This is a genomic window from Cylindrospermum stagnale PCC 7417, from assembly GCF_000317535.1.
GTDB classification, from domain to species: Bacteria; Cyanobacteriota; Cyanobacteriia; order Cyanobacteriales; family Nostocaceae; genus Cylindrospermum; species Cylindrospermum stagnale.
Genome location: NC_019757.1, coordinates 5,346,961 through 5,365,784, shown reverse-complemented (window position 1 = coordinate 5,365,784; position 18,824 = coordinate 5,346,961). Strand labels below are relative to the sequence as shown.

Here is an 18,824-nt window from a genome sequence, read left to right as displayed (position 1 = left end):
AAATTAATTATGAGTGATGCAGCCATCTATCGGCTTAATCATTGATATAATTCCTGTTTTATTGGGCTATTTCAGCTAAAATTAACTTTGTTTTCCGATAATTTGCCATAAATTTGGCAAGTTGGCTGGCTGAGTGGTAGCTGTTACTAAATTATAGTCAAATTTTATACTATTTTTTGTGGTGCAACAATTTTACACTGTGCAGACAAAATCAAACCAGCCAGTATGAGGAAACCACAAGGAAGGCACAGATGATTAGCAATCCCTGGAGATTTTGTGTCGAGGCGCTGTAGAACTTGGCTGGATACATATGATTAATTATTCTCCCCTTCACCTAATTAGGCCACTTCTCCAGCGAGTTATGGCTCTCAAATATGCTGTAACTGGAATTTGATAAATTTCAATAAATATCCAAATAATAATGGCTAAATGCGCCAAAAAAGTGAGTATTGTCCAGATATATGGCATCCAGGTAATAGGAGCGTTGGGAGTTGGCGGAAAATAGTAAGCTGTGATGCCAATTAAAGTAGTGGGAAGGATAATAAAAGCAATTGCTGCTAGCCCGTAACCCCAACCTAAGTCTACGCCTTCCAATTGGGCTTCTGTCCAATTAAAGCCAGTCCAACGCCAAATTAAAGGAGGTTGTCTAGAAGGCAGCTTGATTTGCTGTTGTTCTAGATTGACGGTAAAAATCTCTTGGCAAAAGTCACAAGACATAGCCTCCATCAATGGCATGGGGGAAATTTTTCCAACCCGACAAACTGGGCAAGAGTAAACTCCATGTTGGTCGAGACGTGTGGCTAAAATTTTGGAAATGGGCATAATTAAGACTGGTACTTCTAACAAGTTGATCGATTCAATAATGATTTGGAAAAAATTATTAATTGTCAGCTATTTCACCATTCATCTTGATATCCTTGCCGTTACCAATTACCTCATGGGGACTGTTTGAGGGGTAAAAGACAGACAAGGCGACAAGGTAAGGGGAAATTATGGATCAAGTCTCTTTCAAGTCTCCTCCAATTGCCCAATATGCAATCTCCACACCCCTAAGCCCCACTGTGCCGAACGTGGGGGCCGCGATTTCCCCAATCCCCAATACTGCGTAGTCTACGCAAACAGGTAAAAAGTCTTGATTTTGACATTTGTAATGAGTCTATCGTTTTTTTGGCTGTTGTGGGGCTATTGACAACGTTGACTCTTGCTAGGGAATGGGGGAGGCAGGATTAGAAATTTTGGCTAGGGTGCAATGGTGCGTATGTTGCCGAGGCTGGCTGAAAGGATGGTTGGGCAACAGCACCCGCTCCCACGATGGCGCTTTGCGCCCGCTTTCCAGCGATCGCATTACAATATCCCTGTAGTCACCGAAGTCATGTCAATTTCCCAAATTGAACTAGTCGCCGCCCATGCTGATATGCTGCAAATTGGCAGTCGCAATATGCAAAACTTCGATTTGCTCAAAGCCTTGGGACAAGCGGGAAAGCCGATTTTGCTCAAGCGTGGTTTAGCAGCGACAATTGAAGAATTCGTGATGGCGGCTGAATATATCCTCAGCCACGGAAATCCTGATGTGGTGTTGTGCGAAAGAGGTATTCGCAGCTTCGACGATTACACCCGCAATGTGCTGGATTTAGGAGATGTGGCGGCTCTCAAGCAAATCACTCACTTACCTGTGATTGTCGATCCTTCCCATGCTGTGGGTAAACGGGAACTGGTGGCTCCTGTGGCGCGAGCTGCTGTGGCTTGTGGCGCTGATGGGTTAATTATAGAGTGTCACCCTGAGCCAGAAAAATCTGTTTCTGATGCTGCTGCCTATACCTCCCCTACTGTGCAACCATTAATTACAAATCAAACGCACCTTCCACAGCTTAGTTATTCTCTTTATCACAAGGAATTTCAATCCAAAACTCCGTACCTTTCCCCGGCTTTGATAAATACTTAAAGACACCACCATGCTTATTAACCACAATCTGATAACTGATAGAAAGTCCTAAACCTGTACCCTTTCCTATTGGCTTAGTCGTAAAAAACGGGTCAAATATCCGTTTACGAATAGCCTCAGGAATACCCAATCCATTATCAGCAATCCGCACCACAACATAACCTGAGGAAGAATATACAGTACGAATCCGAATTTTCAACTCAGTCTTTTGCTCAGACTTGTTGACTAATGACTCCTCTAAAGCATCAATAGCATTACTCAAGATATTCATGAAAACTTGATTCAGATGTCCAGGATAGCAATTGACTAATGGGAGAGCGCCATACTCTTTAATAACTTGAATACCAGAATGCACTCCTTTAGCCTCCAGTCGATGCTGCAAAATTAATAGAGCGCTATCAATCCCTGTATGAATATCAACAGATTTCTTCTCGGCTTCATCTAACCGGGAAAAGTTACGCAACGACAGCACCATTTGCCGGATGCGATTAGTACCCAATTTCATAGAAGATAAGATTTTGGCAAGGTCTTCAGCCAGATAAGAAAAATCAATAGCTTCAGATTTTTGTTGAATCTCAGAATTTGGTTCCGGATAGTGTAGTTGATAAAGATGTACTAAATCGAGCAAATCTTGAACATCATCGCCAACATGATTGAGATTGCCGTAAATAAAATTGATCGGATTATTAATTTCATGGGCTATGCCAGCAACTAGCTGTCCTAGACTGGACATTTTCTCCCCATGAATCAGTTTTGCTTGAGTATGCTTTAACTTCTGTAGGGTGTGGGTAAGATTCTGATTACTCCGGCGTAAATTTTCTTCCACTTGCTGACGCTGGATAATATTGTTTTCTAAATTAACTAAATTAATTCTTAGTTCCATTTGTGTGATTACTTGACGACCTAACCTCCGTAGCGCTTCAATTTGTTCTGGACTGAGATTTCGAGGAATAGTGTCAATTGCGCATAAAGTACCGAGGGCAAAACCATCCGCTGTTACTAGAGGTGTTCCTGCATAAAAGCGAATCTTGGGGTTAGTAGTTACCAATGGGTTATCAACAAACCGCTCATCTTCTAGTGTATTTGTAACAATCAGCGGCTCATGCGGTTGCAAAATAGCATGGGCGCAGAAAGCCAACTCTTTAGGGGTTTCTGTCGCTTCTAAGCCGAATCTTGATTTGAACCATTGCCGATTTGCGTCCACTAAGCTAACTAGGGCGATGGGAGTACCGCAAATATACGCTGCCAAGGCAGTTAGATCATCAAATCCCTTTTCCGCCGCAGTATCAAGAATTTTATAACTATCGAGTGCTTTTAGCCTATCTGTTTCGTTGGGGGGTAAAGGTGCGATTTTCATAGAGTTAATATTAGTTTTTGATTGAATTACTTATCTGGAATTACAATATAATCAATCCCTATGTAACAATTATACCCTGAGAGGTGTATCTCAAATTGCTACTGGTAGATATGCGAATTATGAAGATGTGTTTAGTAAGGTTTTGAAGTTGCTTAGGGTTATTTCGTTATAAACATAACCCGCTGCATTTACAAGTTTTAGAAAAAATCAAATTGGGAATAACATTACAGAAGTCTTATTAGGTTCTGAATGGTTAAAGTTTTTGCGTTTGGTGCTGGATTTTCAAGAGGGTATTTTGACTTTGGGGTGAAGATTTTTATTTCACGCAAAGACACAAAGAAAAAACGCAAAAATTTAACCTTTGCAGTACAACCTCTCGTTTCGAGTTAAAGCATACCGCCTGAGAATGAATTCTCAGTCTAATAGCAAAAGCATACCGCCTGAGAATGAATTCTCAGTCTAATAGCAAAAGTCGGCTGAAGCCGACTAGAAGAATTTACCGAACTACAATTCATCATAATTTAGTCAGCTTTAGCTAACTTTATATATTAGCCTCAGAATGAATTCTGAGGCGGGTTTGTTGGTAATATCTACATCTCTATATAAATAATGCAAAATCTAACCCAATGCAAATAATATTTTCTGAATGATTTGGCGATAATTATCTAAGGTATCCATTGCAGGATAACCTCTCGTTTTGAGTCGAAGACAAGTAAACAAAGGCGTTGATTTTCTAATAATATTTTACCAATTGGTTCTTGAAAAAGTTCTAATTTTCGTTTCGCGCAAAGGAAAAATGAAAACCGAAACAAAGGTTTTTGTAATGTTACCTATTGACAAATGAGAATGGTTACGTATAATAGTACGTAATATCATCTTCAAATTTAAGTCAGCGTTTCTGGAAAACGCAGGTATCATGTCAATGGCAATTTTTAGCAATGCTTACTCAGATGAGTTGGTTACAGCTACTGAGTTAAATCGTCAACCTGGACGAATTCTAGACAAAGCTTATGAACATCCAATCACAATTACTCGCAATGACCAATCTTTTGCGCTATTGCGTCGTGTAGATATGGCTTATCTTGTGAAAGGGATAACACAAAGTAAGGCTGTTTTTGAGGTGTTATCGGTTGCGTTTCGGTTATTGTTAGGACAAAAAATAGGTTATGAGCATCCTTATGGATGGTTGAGCATATTTGATGCAGATGAATTGCAAGATTTTATTAAAGAGGTAAGTGAGGCTTTTCGCTTAACTGATACTTCTAATGAGGCTTGGGATTTGATTGATGCTATTATTCATGAATGGCATGAAAGTGCGATCGCAATCACCAGTCCTGATCTAGCAGCAGCCTTTAATGATGAGACTGATGAGATACCATTAACACAGCCATCTATTAGCCGTGCTGCTTGAATTTTTGTATGTCAGATAATCCTTCAGAAAATCTATTAACAGATAATGTGGAGCCGCCAGAAGTAAAACTGACGGCTTCTACATTGTCTAATACAAATAGTAATTGGCTGGTAGTTGCTAAGAATAAAAGGGTTAATCGAGAGTGGGAAGCTTTGATGCAACGTTATCCAGAAAACTGCTGTCGTTGTTATGAAGATTTATGTAATGCACCAACTACTAGACAACTCAAGCGTGTTTTTCCCTTAAAGGGTAAAGTTTACAAAGGAGCTTGGGAATATGAAGTTGCCAGCGGGGATAGAGTATTTTATATTCCTGATGAGGAGCAATTAAAGGTTATTGTCTATTATGCGGGGAAACATCCGAAAAAAGCTCCTATACCATAAACATTTGTATTTTTTGAATTTATCTCACGCGAAGGCGCAAAGATGCAAAGGAAGAGAGTTATTGAACAAATGGCCATTGACACATACTAGCCACTTTGTTATATTTTTGATAGTTTTATACATTGTTGTTATTTATGCAAAACCAATATATTTTAAAAAATCCTGATAAAGAAATAAAGTATTATTTAACAGAAGAATTAGGTGAAGGTTGTTTTGGAAAAGTATGGGGAGGAATAGATAGCAACCAAATTCCAGTTGCTATTAAGATTTGTCATTTTACTGATGATAAAAGTCTGCAAGTTTGGGCTAATGAAATTTCAAATCAAATAGGCTTTGATCATCAAAACATAGTTAAAATTTATGACTTTTTTATTGATACCGATCCTTATACTAGTACTACTAGGTTAGTAATAGTTATGGAAAAAGCTTTAATGAGTTTAGATAAATATTTGAAAATCCATAAGACTTTTCATCCAAGTCATGTTTGTTGGATAGGTTATAAATTATGCGAAGCTTTAGTTGAAATTCATAAATCTACAGTTATACATAGAGATTTAACTTTAAGAAATATTTTATTATTTCCTGATTATCATGTAAAAATTGCTGATTTTGGAATATCTAAAAAGAAGTCTAATTTATATTCTCCTATTGTATCCAATACTGGTTTTTTTAATGCTGTTCCTCCAGAAATTTTAAAACATGGCTACTCCGATTTTCAATCAGATATCTACCAGCTAGGTTTAATTCTACTTACATTACTAACAGGACAAGAACCTATCCCTCAACATTTAGACCGTCAAATAATTGATCATTTGATAAATGAAGGGCAACCAAGAAAAATAGCTGAATCATTAATTGAAAGATTTGGAAATTTAGCATATATTATTTCTTGTATGTTACGGAGAAGAGTAGAATGGCGTTATCAAAGTGCATTACAATTAAAAGTAGAGTTAGATAACGAATTACGCACAATACAGGTGAACGAAATAATTAATAACTTTAATCAAAAATTTTATCAGTAATACGTAGGGGTGCAAAAATATCATCAAAACCCCATTTACCAACAGATAACACCGAATCTCGCCTCCGCTACAAAGGCTGATATTGCTTCTACTCTATTGGTATTAGCAAGTTTCACACCACACCGTCGTAGTTTACTTAGGGTTTCCTGACATATAAACAATGAATCAAAAGTCTAAACGGATGCGAAACCAGTAAACTGTCTTACATGAGGTGATCTAAAACCTAAAACAATATCTGTTTTTGGTACACCTAACTCTACCAACTCATTAGCAACTCCTTCCTCTGTAAAATCGCACTGAATCCAGATTTTTCCATCCTTAATATCTACATGAATTACCGAACCATAAGTCCGTTTTTCACCTTCCCAACCTAGATGAATTACTAAATAGTGATTTTTTTGATTATCAAATATTAATTGTATTTCTGTTCCCTTAGCTAAATGACTTTCTGTATGTCTTGCTAATACTGTTTGTACTAATTCAGGGTAATTCATTCTTTCCATAAAACAATCTCCTCCTTGCTAACTTCAAATATCAATAATTTTAATTTATGTTCAGCAATTATTTCTTGAATCACAGGTATCAGAAAAAAAGCTGTATATATTTCATAACTAATTGCTAAATATAAAATAAGATCAGGTGCTTCTTTTCTTAAAATAAAACGGTAATTAAGTGTTTGTCCTAAAGCTGTATGAAATTCACTAATCGCTGATTTCCCCAAAAAAGATTTTATTTCAACTGCTATTTTTCTCGATGTTAGGTCTTTTGATATTAAATCAACAATTAAACCAGTTCCATCACAAGTTTTATAAAGTTTGTTCAAATAAAACGTCAGTAAGTTTGTCTGGTGGTGTCCAAACACCTGACTGTGCTTTTATGTATGTTTTACACAAAGATACGATTTTCTCTTTTCCTCCTAATCTTAACGTTTGTCGTTCTATTTTTGAAATAATCTCAAATACATTGTCACAATAACCAGAAGTAGATAAGAACAATCCTCCTTGTCTGTGTTCAAGAACAATCACATTTAGAAAATCAGAGATTGTAGAATGACCTACTCGACTTCCTGCACGCCAGTGTTTTATTTCTACTATGTAAGTCTGTTTGATTCCTGAAACCACATACTTTACAATAATGTCTTTTCCACCATCTTTACTTCCAGGAGTTAACTCTACAGAAAATCCTATTCCTTCTAATACTTCTGCCAGAGTTCTTTCTAAATCTCTCCATTCTATCTCTTCAAGAGACTGTGAATTTTGTGCTATTAATTGAGCAAATTTTCTACTAGCATCTTTGATAACTGCAATAACTGTTGCTAACGTAGGTTCAAATGTAGATAACTTTTTTCCTTGCTGAATAAAGGCTAATTCTCTATCTAATTCTCCAGTTTTTACCTTACTGAGAGGAATTTTCATACCAGGGTATATACGTTCCACTTCAGCTAATACCCTATTTTCTACTTCTAAAGGAGGAAAATCTAATATGCCATATTCATCGGTTTCTTCATTGTAACAAATATCATACGTTCCTTGATATTTCATATTTGTAAATTTTGTAAAAATAATTGAAGATTCTGAATAGAATATAATAAAAACTTCTGGTTCCTGCGCCCATTTTTATCATATAAAAAAGGGATAAGCCCAAAAGCCTATCCCCAAAAAAATCAACTAATCAATGTATCAAGTTCCTGAAGTCCAAGAATTGATGTACTCAATTTGATCTGCTGTCAAGCTATCAATGAAAATCCCCATTGCTTGCAACTTCAAGCGAGCAATTTCTTGATCTACTTCAACAGGAATAGAGTGCAAACCAGGTGTTAACTTACCTTTATTCTTCACCAGGTATTCACAAGCTAAGGCTTGGTTAGCAAAACTCATGTCCATTACTGCGCTGGGGTGTCCTTCAGCAGCAGCGAGGTTGATTAAACGTCCTTGTCCGAGTACGACAACGGATTTACCATTTGTCAATTTATACTCTTCGGTGAAAGGACGGACATCCTTGATTTCCTTAGCATTAGCAGCTAAGTATTTCAAATCTAGTTCTAAGTCAAAGTGACCTGAGTTACAAACGATCGCACCGTCTCTCATCACATCGAAGTGCTCACCCCGGACGACGTGCTTGTTTCCAGTCACAGTGATAAAGATATCACCTTGAGATGCAGCTTCCGCCATTGGCAAGACGCGGAAACCATCCATAACGGCTTCAATAGCCTTGATGGGGTCGATTTCGGTAACGATGACGTTTGCACCCATGCCACGGGCGCGGAGGGCTGTACCCTTACCACACCAGCCGTAACCGACAACTACAACACTCTTCCCAGCTAACAAAATATTTGTCGCGCGGATAATCCCATCTAAGGTAGATTGACCGGTACCGTAGCGGTTGTCAAAGAAATGCTTGGTGTCTGCGTCGTTGACGTTGACTGCGGGGAAGGTGAGAACGCCTTCTTTAAACATGGCGCGTAACCGCACAATCCCGGTGGTAGTTTCTTCGGTGCTACCAATTAAATCAGCGATTTGGTGCTGACGTTGTTGAATTAATGTTGCAACCACGTCGCTACCGTCATCAACTATGATGTTGGGACGATGATCTAAAGCGATTTGTACGTGGCGGTTATAGGTGGCGTTGTCTTCGCCTTTTTGGGCGAAAACCGGAATTTCATGATCGACGACGAGGCTGGCTGCGACGTCATCTTGAGTTGATAAGGGGTTGCTAGCAATCAATACAGCTTCAGCACCACCGGCTTTGAGGGCGATCGCTAAATGTGCTGTTTCTGTTGTAATATGGGCGCAAGCTACAAGGCGTAAACCAGCGAAGGGTTTTTCGACGGCGAAGCGATCGCGAATTTGTCGCAATACTGGCATTTCCCGTCCAGCCCATTCAATGCGTTGTCTTCCCAAGGGAGCTAGGCCGAGGTCTTTAACCTCGTGCTTTAATCGGGGAGAAGTTGCAGTCATTCAAAAATTTCCTCAAAAATTGTCTAAAAAGTAACTTACGTCTTTACGTAGTTTACTAGATTTATCTATGACTGGCGATAATTGGTTGTAATTACCAAAGAGCTAATCATATAGTCCTCTATACTAGCTTGACGTTTGATAGAGGCAATGTCAACGCCCTATCCGGCTTTTCCCTTTTTAACGTATCTCTGGTAAGACTATTAAGACGACGACTAAGGTTATCACCGCAAACATAGTGAAAGTAAAGTGTCATCTGTCTCAAGTTAGAAGAAAAAAGCCAGGTGAAGATTTAACTTTAAACAGGTATTTTTACTCAAACTATCTGTGGAGGATGATTTTAGCAGTCGGGAAGCAATAGATTTTGTTTAAGGAGGTGTTTAAATGCACTCTCAAATTTTAGCCCTTAGTCCCCAGGCTGCTGTAAAAGCCACCCAACCGACTAAAAGGCAGGTGCAAACTAAACATAAACTGATTTGGGGCACAATCGGTGCGATCGCCAGTTCAATATTCATCGCCATTGCACCTATACCCAAAGCTACAGCCCAAATTCCCTTTTTATCGCCCCTGCAAGCTCCCAGCAGCGTGAATAATGATTCAGATAACAGAATCGTTTCTGGCTGGATCTATTTGGATGGTCGCAGGTTATTTCAGATATCAGCATCAAGAACCAATTTTCCAGAACGGTTACAAAACATCCAACAAAACTTGCAGGAAATTAGCCACAATTACTTTCAAAACCCTGCAAAAGAAATCAAGATCCAAACCCGGACATTAAAAGGATTGCCGGTCATTTATGTCAACGGCCGATACCTAATGACCATCACTTCGGCAGATGCCGGACAAGGGCAAGGAAATCCCTTGACATTAACCAATCAAATCACTCAAACTTTGCAGAGAGACTTGCAACAGGCAAAGCAAGAAAGACAAAGTCAATTTTTAATTCAGCAAGGTAAAATTGCCGCAGCTAGCGCCCTAGCAATGATTATTTTGAGTTGGGGAATATCTCGTTGGCAACACCGTACTAAAAAAGATTCAGAAGGATCTATCCCCCCAACTCCAAAAAATGCTAAATCGATTACAATCCAACTGAATCAACAGCAAAAAGAACATCTCCACGAAGTTAAAAAACGACTGTTTCAACTAGCACAAACAGGCATTTGGGGCAGCGGAAGTTTCCTGATATTGGGTTTATTTCCCTACACGCGAGCCTTTCAGCTAGGAATTCTCACAGTCGCGCAAATTCCTTTGCGATTGGCTGTCGTAGCCATAGGAACTTATGTAGGCATCCGTTTCACCTATGCGCTCATTGACCGATTCACCTCCACCCTAGTTAGTAGTGGTAGTTTATTAACCCCAGAAACTTCTGAACGTTTGCAACTGCGAATATCCACATTTTCTGGTGTGACTAAAAGTATTGCTGCTATCATCTGGGTGGGAGTTGGTATTTTACTAGCCTTGATATCCTTGGGTATAGATATTGTTCCCCTGCTAGCTGGTGCCGGTTTAGTTGGTGTGGCGGTATCCCTAGCCTCGCAAAACTTAATTAAAGATGCGATTAACGGCTTTCTAATCATTCTAGAAGACCAATATGCCCTTGGTGATATTATTTCTGTGAATACCGTGGGAGGCTTAGTCGAAACTCTAAATCTGCGGATGACTCAGGTGAGGGATTCTGAAGGGCGCTTGATCACAATTCCTAACAGTGAAATCAAAACTGTTGCCAATCTTTCTAGTCGCTGGTCACGAGCCGATTTAAAGATTCCCGTCTCCTACCAAACCGACATTGACCAAGCTTTAAAATTGGTTGAAACTGTCGGCTTGGAGATGGATCAAGACGAACAATGGCAACATCAAATTCTGGAAACGCCTAGAGTTTTGGGAGTAGAAAATTTTGGCGAACAGGGTGTAATTATTCGTGTCTGGATTAAGACACAACCCCTCAAGCAATGGGAAGTAGCGCGGGAGTATCGCCGTCGTCTCAAAATTGCTTTAGACCAAGCTGGAATTTCCATGCCGGCACTTCAACAAGCGATTTACCTCAACAATGATGCTCAATTACTGAATTTTCAGGCAAACGAGAGAGCTAATTAAAGCAATTCTCAGATTCCCTCAGATCCCCGACTTCTTAGAGAAGTCGGGGATCTTGCCATTCACCTTCTCATCTTGCCAAATTAGTACATATGTACTATAATAAGTAAATAGCGTTTACGCTGTCACAGCCTACTGGAAGATGGATTCAAGGGTTAGTTCATGATTAAACATTATATTCTCAGCCTCAATCCGACTGCCAAGCACGAATGGGATCGTTGTATATTACGTGACCCGCTGACGGCAAAACGCCCAGATATAGCCAAATTAATTGCCGAAGCGGTGGGTGCTGACACAGGTAGCTATTTGGTGAGTGTAAATATTGAAGTTCAGGTATTAGAGCAAGCAGCAGTATCACCAGCCGAACAACTCTCGCTCTCATTTCCAGAAATGAGTGTCTCTACACAACTGCGGGAAGCAGCATAACCCTTGTAGAGACGTTGCATGCAACGTCTCTACATTCTTTACCACTCCAACTCTTATGGGGTAGGCCGATTTGCCCGCCCTAATTAATTTCTAACTGAATAAATTTATATCGTTAACCATAGCAGCAATTTATGAATTATTGCTAAGTACTGATTTCAGTAATTGTTCAATTTGCTGATTAATTGTTGTGACATCAAAATGCTGACTAGCGCTTGTTCTGGCATTATTCGCTATCCTCGCAATTTGTTCTCTTTCTTGAACACAAAAGCTAATAATATTTGCTAATTCCTGAGGTTCTCCTGGTGTGACTAAAAAACCATTGATTCCTGGTTCAACTAATTCTGTTGCACCCCCAGCTTTGGCTGCAACTACAGGTTTACCGCAGAGCATTCCTTCAACTATTACTCTCCCAAAAGGTTCTGGAGAAGTGGAGGTATGGGCGACTAAATCACAAGCTGCCATTAATTGAGGAATATCTGAGCGAAATCCTAAAAATTTAACCCGATTTTCTAATCCTAGTTCTGCAACTTGTTGGTGTAACTCTTGGACATAATCTTGTTCACCAAATAGTGCATCACCTACTAAAATTGCTGTCACCTGTGGCGGAGATTGAGCAAGTGCAGCGATTAAAATATGCTGTCCTTTCCAAGGTGCAAGCCGGCTAAAATGTCCAACGACAAATTTTTCTGTTAATCCTAAATCTTGCCGTAATTGTTTGACATCATCTTCGCAGGTGTGATATAATTTAGGGTTGAAGCCGTTATAGACAACCTCGACGAGTTCTGGGTGTCCTCCTGCTTGGATAAATGCTTTTTTACTAGCTTGGGAATTGGCAATTACTAATGCAGCGAAGCGATTTGCTAGGGTGACAGCTACGCGCAAGTTGGTTTTGCTAAAATGCTCTTGAGAAAGAATGTCATGTAAATGATAGACTAGAGGAAGACGGGCGAAAAAACTAGCGATCGCACCGACAACTAATGCTTTTTGGGTGTTGGCATAGATTAAATCATATTTACGGGATATTTGAACTACCCGATTAATTAGTGGCGTCAGTTGTCCTAGACTGCTTAAAGCTTGTAGCAAACTGCTTTGTTTCCGCACTTGGATAACTTGAGTCGCTAGTATTTTTACTGGGATATCATGCTGTTGGAGTAACTTTCTAAAGTCACCATCTGCAAACAAGCCAACAAGAGCGCAATCGCGATATGGTTTAGCAATATCTATTAAACATAATTCTGCACCGCCCGGTTTACCGCTTTGGTCTAAAAAAAGAATTTTCATCAAATTAAATTTTCTAGAGATAACCTATTTCAACTTTGATTCGCCTAAGTAGCTTGGCACAATTAAATATAAAACCTCACGAACATTCCTCTCCCCGACAATTCGAGAGGCTTTGACTCCCCCTTTCATGGTAGGGAAGGGGGCTGGGGGGTTAGGTCTATCTTATATTTTTTAACGCCCACCTACTTATATTCACCAACCATAATACTTACCAGTAATAGCTTTTGAATTTTGAATTTTGAATTCTTTACCCCACCAGACTGTTAAATAGTAGGGTGGAGTAATTGAATTACAGGATTTTAAGCTAATAAAACTTGCCGGATTTCCAGGGCAATTTTAGTCCAATCGTAGTTTGTAGTTGTGTATTGACGACAATCTGCTCGTGAAGGTATGGCGATTTTTTCTAGCAACGCTTGTTCTAATTTTTCGGCAATGCTGGCGGCGGTGATCGAATCAGTGATTAAATCCGGTGAAAATCCTTGTAAAATTTCTGGCATTCCCCCCACTGGAGTGCATAAAACGGGAGTGCCACAGGCTAGAGATTCTAGAATTACTAATCCAAAACCTTCAAAACATTGACTAGGCATAACAGTCAAATCAGCGGCTTGATAAGCTACAGGTAAATCTTCGTCAGGTAAAAAGCCTAAAAACTTCACGTTGTCTGCTAGTCCCAATTCTATAGCTTGTTGTTGGAGTGCAGCTTGGATATGACCTCGACCTGCAATTGCCAGCCAAACATCAGGAATTCTCGGTTTAATTATAGCTAATGCCTGCAATAATTTGTCAATTCCCATCCGATGAACTAAGCGACGGGATGTAAATAATATCCGGCGATTGCTAGGCCAGCCTAGTTGTGTACGAGCTTGTTGGCGTGATAAATTTGCTTGAAAGTGATTAATATCTACTCCGCCGGGAATAACTTGTATTTTGCTCCAGGGAATTTGATATTTTTGATGTAAAATATTTCCAAAAGCTTTACTAAGAACTATAAAGCGATCGCAGCGATTATAAGTGCTTTGTTCTATTAGCCGGCGCTTGAGAAAAAAACTAAGTTTATTATTAACACTTTCCTGCTGACTCTCCGATGCCCATGGGCCATGAAAGTTAAAAGTAATTGGTACTCCCTTGGGTAAAAGATCCAGAATAGGAAAACTATATAAGGCAAAATGTAGATTAATTGCATCAGGGTTGCCTGTTCTTGTTTTCTGGAAGTTAGTCCGAATCGACCATAGCCTTTGGCAAATACCACTATTTGGAGAAGCCAAATTAGTCAGCTTGATCGGTGAATTTGGTTCGGCTTCTGGTAGACCAACTCCACATAATTCTACTTGGTCTTGATTGGTTGCTAATTTATGAGTTAGTTCGTAAATATACCTTTCTAATCCTCCAGGGGTTTTAGGAAACCAACCTAATCCTAAGGTAAGAATAGACGCGGATGCTGAACCAAAAATTTCTTTGTTGCCTGCCACCGATATGTCTCCATGTATTGAGCGTGCGTCTGTTTGCTTCCACACCAAGCTCAAACGCTTTTTTGCTTTCAGCAGTAAATTGATGTTGCTAGTACCTATATTCTTGATATTCTATACATGCACTCTATTATTAAAGTCATCCTCTATACAGATTTAAGTCTCAAGTTTTAATTTACTAAAAGTTCAGTCTATCAATATGCAAATCCGGATAAAAATCAAAGCTAGGCGGGTTTTTGGGATATTATAGCTAAATAGCTGCTAATACAGATTAATGTCTGATTTTTAATAAATAAAATACTTACTGAACAATGGTATATACAACTTAACTGACGTTGTTACTAGATATTTTTCTCGAACAATTGTCTAAAAGTAATTCCAGATAATTTTAATTTAGTATAAAAAATTACTTTTAAAAACAAGAAAGAAAAAAGTACATTTTCTTACCTCTAACAAATGCTATCTAATTCATTTAAATTAAATTTAAAAATTTATATGCTTTTGATAAAGCTTTGATAAATTTGTTTTTTAATATAAACTTTTTGTTAGCTTATATATCTTCCCTACAGAAGAAAGACTAATTAGGTTTAAATGCTATTACTTTCAGGTAGCTATATTTAAGTAGCTTGGCGCAATTAAATCTGACATGATAGAACTAAGTGGGAGATTTAGAAAACAGCGGAAAAAAATATCCTTCATCTAAGTTTTGACGGTTTGATATAACTTTTGACATTGATTTTTCCTGATGTAGTTCATCAGATTACACACAGTTAAGAGCGAAGCATTGTGATCAGAAAGTCCCTGAGTAATATTTAGCCGGGAATTACTGACTAATATGCTGTGATCTATATCCATTGAAAGAAACCTATATTTTTTAGGAATACCCAAAAGAATGATGGAGCGAACAAAAATCACAATTTTCAAAATCTGGATGAAAAATAGATTATTGCTATCTCAAGTTAGACGTTTAGGAAAGAGAAAAACTTTCAACATTTTACTTAGTTTGACTGTCGGGTTAATTATTACTTGTCTCGGCATGGCAACGGACTGGGCGACTACGGGAACACCTGCATACACATATCAAACTTCATGGATTGGTAATACTGTTGGCAAAGGGAAACTGCGGGTACAAAACAATATAGAGGCGATGTATGTTGCTGCCAATGGCACAGTTTATACTAACAGCCACTGGGATGAAGCCGGAACAGAGGCAGGAATATATCAAGATGGCAAGGTGATTGCTGTCCTTGAGGATACTCATGGCTGGAGTCGCGGCGGCGGTAAGGCGGTGACAGCAAATAGTAAATACATTTACATTGCTATAGTTCAGGGTGCGATCGGCAAAACAGAAAAGGACTATCCCCCAGAGAAGACAACTTGGTACTGTGTCAGACGCTATGACTTATCTGGAAAACCGGCACCATTTCCTGGAGGGCGTGGCTGGGATAAAAGTATGTTGATTACTAGTAATAAAAATGAAGTTACCGGCTTGGCAACTGCGGGGAATAAGTTGTATGTGAGTAATGCTGCTGCCAACCGGATTCGGGTCTATAATACCGACACAATGCAGGAACTAGACAGCTTTGCCGTTGTCAGCCCGGGGGCAATAACTGTTGATTTACAAGGAAATCTGTGGATTATTCACGGCAAAAGTGGGAGTAATGCTGCCAAGATTGGGCATTATTCCCAGACGGGGAAAAAATTACCCCAACAGATTACAGATATTGTTGAACCAACTGCGATCGCAATTGATCATCAAGGCCGACTGTTATTGGCAGAAAATGGGCCGCGTCAGCAAGTGCTGATTTACAACATCAAAAGCCAGCTTCGGCAGGTGGGCACTTTCGGCACCAAGGGCGGTATTTATGCAGGTGTGCCTGGTGAAGTCCAAGATTTAAAACTTTACGGGATTACGGGAGTAGGCACAGATGCTGCTGGCAATATCTATATCAATAGTAATGGTTTCAACAAATCAGGGACGGATTTAAGGAAGTTTTCGCCATCAGGAAAACAGCAGTGGCGATTGCTGGGATTGATCTTTGTCGATAACGCTGATGCTGATCCTCAAACTGATGGCTTAGACTTATTCACCAAACAAGAACAATACTTGATGAAATACAGTCAGCCTGCCGGTCAACAGTGGACTTATCAAGGCTACACTATCAACGCTTTCAAATATCCCCAAGATCCGCGCCTGCACACATCGCCAGATGCCACCTTTGTTCGCCGCATTCAAGGTAAGCCTTTTTTGTTCCTTACAGATATGTATGCCAGCTTTCTGCAAATTTATCGTTTCAATTCGGCTACGGATGGCAAAATTGCTATTCCTGCTGGGATGTTTGTGGGGACTAATGGTGGAAATAAAAAATCCCTTGCCGGTAATTGGCCAAATTATCAGCCAGCAAAAGGGGAATGGATTTGGCGGGATATTAACGGCAATGGCGCTTTTGACAAAAATGAGTATGATAGCAGCCAAGATTACCCCTACTTGGGGGGTTGGTGGGTAGACAGCAAAGGAGATGTTTGGAAAACTTTGCGAACTCAAGATGGCGTTGGTATCCGGCACTATCCTTTACAGGGACTAGATGCCAAGGGTAACCCCATCTATACCTATAGTTCAATGCAAAAGCAAAAGACGCCAAAGATGTTTACTGATCTACGGCGAATCGAGTATTTCCCCAAAACAGATACGATGTATTTGTCGGGTTTTACTGTCGATCATCCGGCATTTGGCGACGATACCAAAGTTGTGGGATCGGAAATTATCCGCTTTGACAATTGGAGTAAAGGCTCACGCACTCCACGCTGGCGGGTTGTGGTTCCTTACGACACTACAGGCAAGCGTGAAGTGGCTACTTCTGCCATGAGTGTGGCTGGGGATTATCTGTTCGCTGTGACCATGAAAACCGCACAAGTATATGTTTACAACGCCAAAACGGGAGCTGCCGTAAAACAGTTAAAACCAGGGCCAGAAGTTGGTGGGGAAAGCGGCTGGATTGATATTCCCTACGGTATCCGCGCTTTTCGTCGTGCCAATGGTGAGTATCTGGTATTTGTCGAAGAAAATTGGAAAGGAAAGGTGATTATGTACCGTCTGCGACTAAGTTGAGTATCGTGACATTGCAATTATCAGCAGCTTTCTACCAGGGGGACAAGTCCTCTCCTCTTTACACCCGCCCCAAAGGAGCTTGGTAAATTTTCTGAAAATCAAACCATAGATAAATCTAGATGCAGATGTCTTGATTTATCTGTGGTTCTAAGTATTTGCCTCGGAGAAAGATTGTAGAGACGTTCCATAGAACGTCTCTACAAGGGTTCTGGCTGAGGCATATTTAATTTTTGGAGATGTCTATCTAAAACTGGCGTATCCTACTACAGCACTCCTAAATCATTCGTGAAAAATTTTATTGCCTCTTGCCTCTTGCCAGCGGGGTAAATTTAGAGTTCCCTGCCTACACAAATAATTATGGCTACGCCTCCCGTGAGGGATACAGGAATCAAATCGGATTCCTATATATGGGGTAATTCATGAATTGCCCTAGGCAAAGTTAAGGGGTTCACGTCTGTAAGCGAAAGTTATAAGTTATTAATCAATTGCTTTTGGGTCAGATGCATAGCAATTCCTTTCTCGTAGTAAGCTGCTTCATTAATGAAGACAGGATAAACAGTAGATGCTCCCTCGTAGAAAATTTCTTGGCCTTCAAAAGTGACAAATATTGGATCACCTAGATTCAGCGGTTCATAATCTCTAAACTGAAGCTGGGGATGGATCATAGCTTGAATCTCACCCTCTTCATTTCTGGGATAATCGACAACACTAAGAGCTTCATAGAGTGTCAGTGTATTGTTTGTCTGGAGCGTTTTACCTTGGTTATAGTCTTCAAAATAGTCCAAAACAGCATAAACAAGCTGCTCTGTTTGTTGGAACAATTCGGCGTTTAAAATACCCTGTGCCACAGCACCAACTTCGATAACTAAACCAAATTCGCAGATGGAACGGAGATAACCACTTCCTCTGGCTTGTTGATGACTACAGACCTTGACTAAAGGATTTATCGAACTGAGATAAGCTGCTAACCGTAATAAGAAAGGATGCATATCACCGAGGATGAGAGTTAACCCCATGTTGGCGGTCGTGGTGTGCAAATCAATAATTGCATCCACGATAGGTTGATTTGGCGGTTGTAGAATCTGTTGAATTTCTTGTGCCCGCAAATCTTCGTAACTTGAAAGTGTGGGATTTGGCAAGCCTTGATTGTGGAAGCAACGATTTAAATCTTTGTCAATGTACCGTCTGCCTTCTGCAATGGCTTTGGGATTGCCGAGTAATGCCAAAGTTTCAAAACTTGATCTGTTGATTAAATTGCTATCCTGCTGAAACTTTTTGACTAGGTATACCCCTATTAACTCATTGCCGTGGCTTCCTCCAACAATTGCCACCCGGTTGATTTGATTCATAATAACCTCATGTATAAAAAAACCTTACAAGAA

Annotated in this window: 15 protein-coding genes and 1 pseudogene; 7 read left to right on the top strand and 9 right to left on the bottom strand. The window is 39.7% G+C overall.

The annotated features are described in order from the left end of the window. Positions 1 to 330 precede the first annotated feature (330 nt). Positions 331 to 822 carry a hypothetical protein gene (locus CYLST_RS22415; protein WP_015210024.1) on the bottom strand — a complete coding sequence of 164 codons (492 nt, stop codon included), beginning with the start codon at positions 820 to 822 and terminating at the stop codon, positions 331 to 333. Positions 823 to 1,336: 514 nt separating this feature from the next. Between CYLST_RS22415 and CYLST_RS22410 the strand changes: the two are divergent. Then, positions 1,337 to 1,942: pseudogene (locus CYLST_RS22410) on the top strand (N-acetylneuraminate synthase family protein); the annotation flags it as partial. Here CYLST_RS22410 and CYLST_RS36575 read toward each other — a convergent pair. Beyond that, complete coding sequence (locus CYLST_RS36575; protein WP_015210022.1) at positions 1,869 to 3,299, bottom strand: sensor histidine kinase; 1,431 nt, start codon at positions 3,297 to 3,299, stop codon at positions 1,869 to 1,871. The pseudogene CYLST_RS22410 and the gene CYLST_RS36575 overlap by 74 nt on opposite strands. A gap of 916 nt (positions 3,300 to 4,215) precedes the next feature. Between CYLST_RS36575 and CYLST_RS22400 the strand changes: the two genes are divergently transcribed. From CYLST_RS22400 to CYLST_RS22390, 3 genes are all read left to right on the top strand, one after another. Then, a complete protein-coding gene (locus CYLST_RS22400) occupies positions 4,216 to 4,710 on the top strand; it encodes a hypothetical protein (protein WP_041233224.1) in 495 nt (164 codons plus the stop codon). Between the two features lie 8 nt (positions 4,711 to 4,718). Next, on the top strand, positions 4,719 to 5,093 hold the full coding sequence (locus tag CYLST_RS22395) for a hypothetical protein (RefSeq protein ID WP_015210020.1): 375 nt from the start codon (positions 4,719 to 4,721) through the stop codon (positions 5,091 to 5,093). Between the two features lie 134 nt (positions 5,094 to 5,227). After that, positions 5,228 to 6,115 (top strand): protein kinase domain-containing protein, encoded by an 888-nt coding sequence (locus tag CYLST_RS22390; protein WP_015210019.1) that lies wholly within the window; start codon positions 5,228 to 5,230, stop codon positions 6,113 to 6,115. A 173-nt stretch (positions 6,116 to 6,288) separates the two neighbouring features. On the opposite strand, the gene CYLST_RS22385 is transcribed toward CYLST_RS22390, so the two are convergent. The 4 genes from CYLST_RS22385 to ahcY form a co-directional block, all read right to left on the bottom strand. After that, entirely contained in the window at positions 6,289 to 6,618 is a 330-nt protein-coding gene (locus CYLST_RS22385; protein ID WP_015210018.1) for a XisI protein, read from the bottom strand. Then, positions 6,606 to 6,938 carry an element excision factor XisH family protein gene (locus tag CYLST_RS22380; protein ID WP_245587421.1) on the bottom strand — a complete coding sequence of 111 codons (333 nt, stop codon included), beginning with the start codon at positions 6,936 to 6,938 and terminating at the stop codon, positions 6,606 to 6,608. Before CYLST_RS22380 ends, CYLST_RS22385 begins: the two co-directional genes overlap by 13 nt. Further along, positions 6,922 to 7,656: a restriction endonuclease gene (locus CYLST_RS22375; protein ID WP_015210016.1), complete on the bottom strand. Its 735-nt coding sequence runs from the start codon at positions 7,654 to 7,656 to the stop codon at positions 6,922 to 6,924. Before CYLST_RS22375 ends, CYLST_RS22380 begins: the two co-directional genes overlap by 17 nt. 138 nt (positions 7,657 to 7,794) lie before the next feature. After that, the gene (ahcY, locus tag CYLST_RS22370) at positions 7,795 to 9,072 is read right to left on the bottom strand and encodes an adenosylhomocysteinase (RefSeq protein WP_015210015.1); all 1,278 of its coding nucleotides are present in this window, start codon (positions 9,070 to 9,072) and stop codon (positions 7,795 to 7,797) included. Positions 9,073 to 9,453: 381 nt separating this feature from the next. Between ahcY and CYLST_RS22365 the strand changes: the two genes are divergently transcribed. Together CYLST_RS22365 and CYLST_RS22360 are read left to right on the top strand one after the other, a co-directional pair. Further along, positions 9,454 to 11,163, top strand: coding sequence for a mechanosensitive ion channel family protein (locus tag CYLST_RS22365; RefSeq protein WP_015210014.1), 1,710 nt, complete (start codon positions 9,454 to 9,456; stop codon positions 11,161 to 11,163). A 159-nt stretch (positions 11,164 to 11,322) separates the two neighbouring features. Continuing rightward, entirely contained in the window at positions 11,323 to 11,586 is a 264-nt protein-coding gene (locus CYLST_RS22360) for a hypothetical protein (RefSeq protein ID WP_015210013.1), read from the top strand. Between the two features lie 129 nt (positions 11,587 to 11,715). On the opposite strand, the gene CYLST_RS22355 is transcribed toward CYLST_RS22360, so the two are convergent. Further along, on the bottom strand, positions 11,716 to 12,867 hold the full coding sequence (locus CYLST_RS22355; protein ID WP_015210012.1) for a glycosyltransferase: 1,152 nt from the start codon (positions 12,865 to 12,867) through the stop codon (positions 11,716 to 11,718). Between the two features lie 299 nt (positions 12,868 to 13,166). Then, positions 13,167 to 14,336, bottom strand: a complete 1,170-nt coding sequence (locus tag CYLST_RS22350) for a glycosyltransferase family 4 protein (RefSeq protein WP_015210011.1) — start codon at positions 14,334 to 14,336, stop codon at positions 13,167 to 13,169. 928 nt (positions 14,337 to 15,264) lie between these two features. On the opposite strand from CYLST_RS22350, the gene CYLST_RS22345 reads away from it, so the two are divergent. Beyond that, positions 15,265 to 17,442 carry an NHL repeat-containing protein gene (locus tag CYLST_RS22345; protein WP_041233831.1) on the top strand — a complete coding sequence of 726 codons (2,178 nt, stop codon included), beginning with the start codon at positions 15,265 to 15,267 and terminating at the stop codon, positions 17,440 to 17,442. Between the two features lie 467 nt (positions 17,443 to 17,909). On the opposite strand, the gene CYLST_RS22340 is transcribed toward CYLST_RS22345, so the two are convergent. Further along, a complete protein-coding gene (locus CYLST_RS22340) occupies positions 17,910 to 18,791 on the bottom strand; it encodes an aspartoacylase (RefSeq protein WP_015210009.1) in 882 nt (293 codons plus the stop codon). Positions 18,792 to 18,824: the final 33 nt, after the last annotated feature.

Coding starts and splice junctions, on each gene's coding strand:
- CYLST_RS22415 (WP_015210024.1), bottom strand. CDS start 822: ATGCCCATTTCCAAAATTTTAGCCACACGTCTCGACCAACATGGAGTT.
- CYLST_RS36575 (WP_015210022.1), bottom strand. CDS start 3,299: ATGAAAATCGCACCTTTACCCCCCAACGAAACAGATAGGCTAAAAGCA.
- CYLST_RS22400 (WP_041233224.1), top strand. CDS start 4,216: ATGTCAATGGCAATTTTTAGCAATGCTTACTCAGATGAGTTGGTTACA.
- CYLST_RS22395 (WP_015210020.1), top strand. CDS start 4,719: ATGTCAGATAATCCTTCAGAAAATCTATTAACAGATAATGTGGAGCCG.
- CYLST_RS22390 (WP_015210019.1), top strand. CDS start 5,228: ATGCAAAACCAATATATTTTAAAAAATCCTGATAAAGAAATAAAGTAT.
- CYLST_RS22385 (WP_015210018.1), bottom strand. CDS start 6,618: ATGGAAAGAATGAATTACCCTGAATTAGTACAAACAGTATTAGCAAGA.
- CYLST_RS22375 (WP_015210016.1), bottom strand. CDS start 7,656: ATGAAATATCAAGGAACGTATGATATTTGTTACAATGAAGAAACCGAT.
- ahcY (WP_015210015.1), bottom strand. CDS start 9,072: ATGACTGCAACTTCTCCCCGATTAAAGCACGAGGTTAAAGACCTCGGC.
- CYLST_RS22365 (WP_015210014.1), top strand. CDS start 9,454: ATGCACTCTCAAATTTTAGCCCTTAGTCCCCAGGCTGCTGTAAAAGCC.
- CYLST_RS22360 (WP_015210013.1), top strand. CDS start 11,323: ATGATTAAACATTATATTCTCAGCCTCAATCCGACTGCCAAGCACGAA.
- CYLST_RS22355 (WP_015210012.1), bottom strand. CDS start 12,867: ATGAAAATTCTTTTTTTAGACCAAAGCGGTAAACCGGGCGGTGCAGAA.
- CYLST_RS22345 (WP_041233831.1), top strand. CDS start 15,265: ATGAAAAATAGATTATTGCTATCTCAAGTTAGACGTTTAGGAAAGAGA.
- CYLST_RS22340 (WP_015210009.1), bottom strand. CDS start 18,791: ATGAATCAAATCAACCGGGTGGCAATTGTTGGAGGAAGCCACGGCAAT.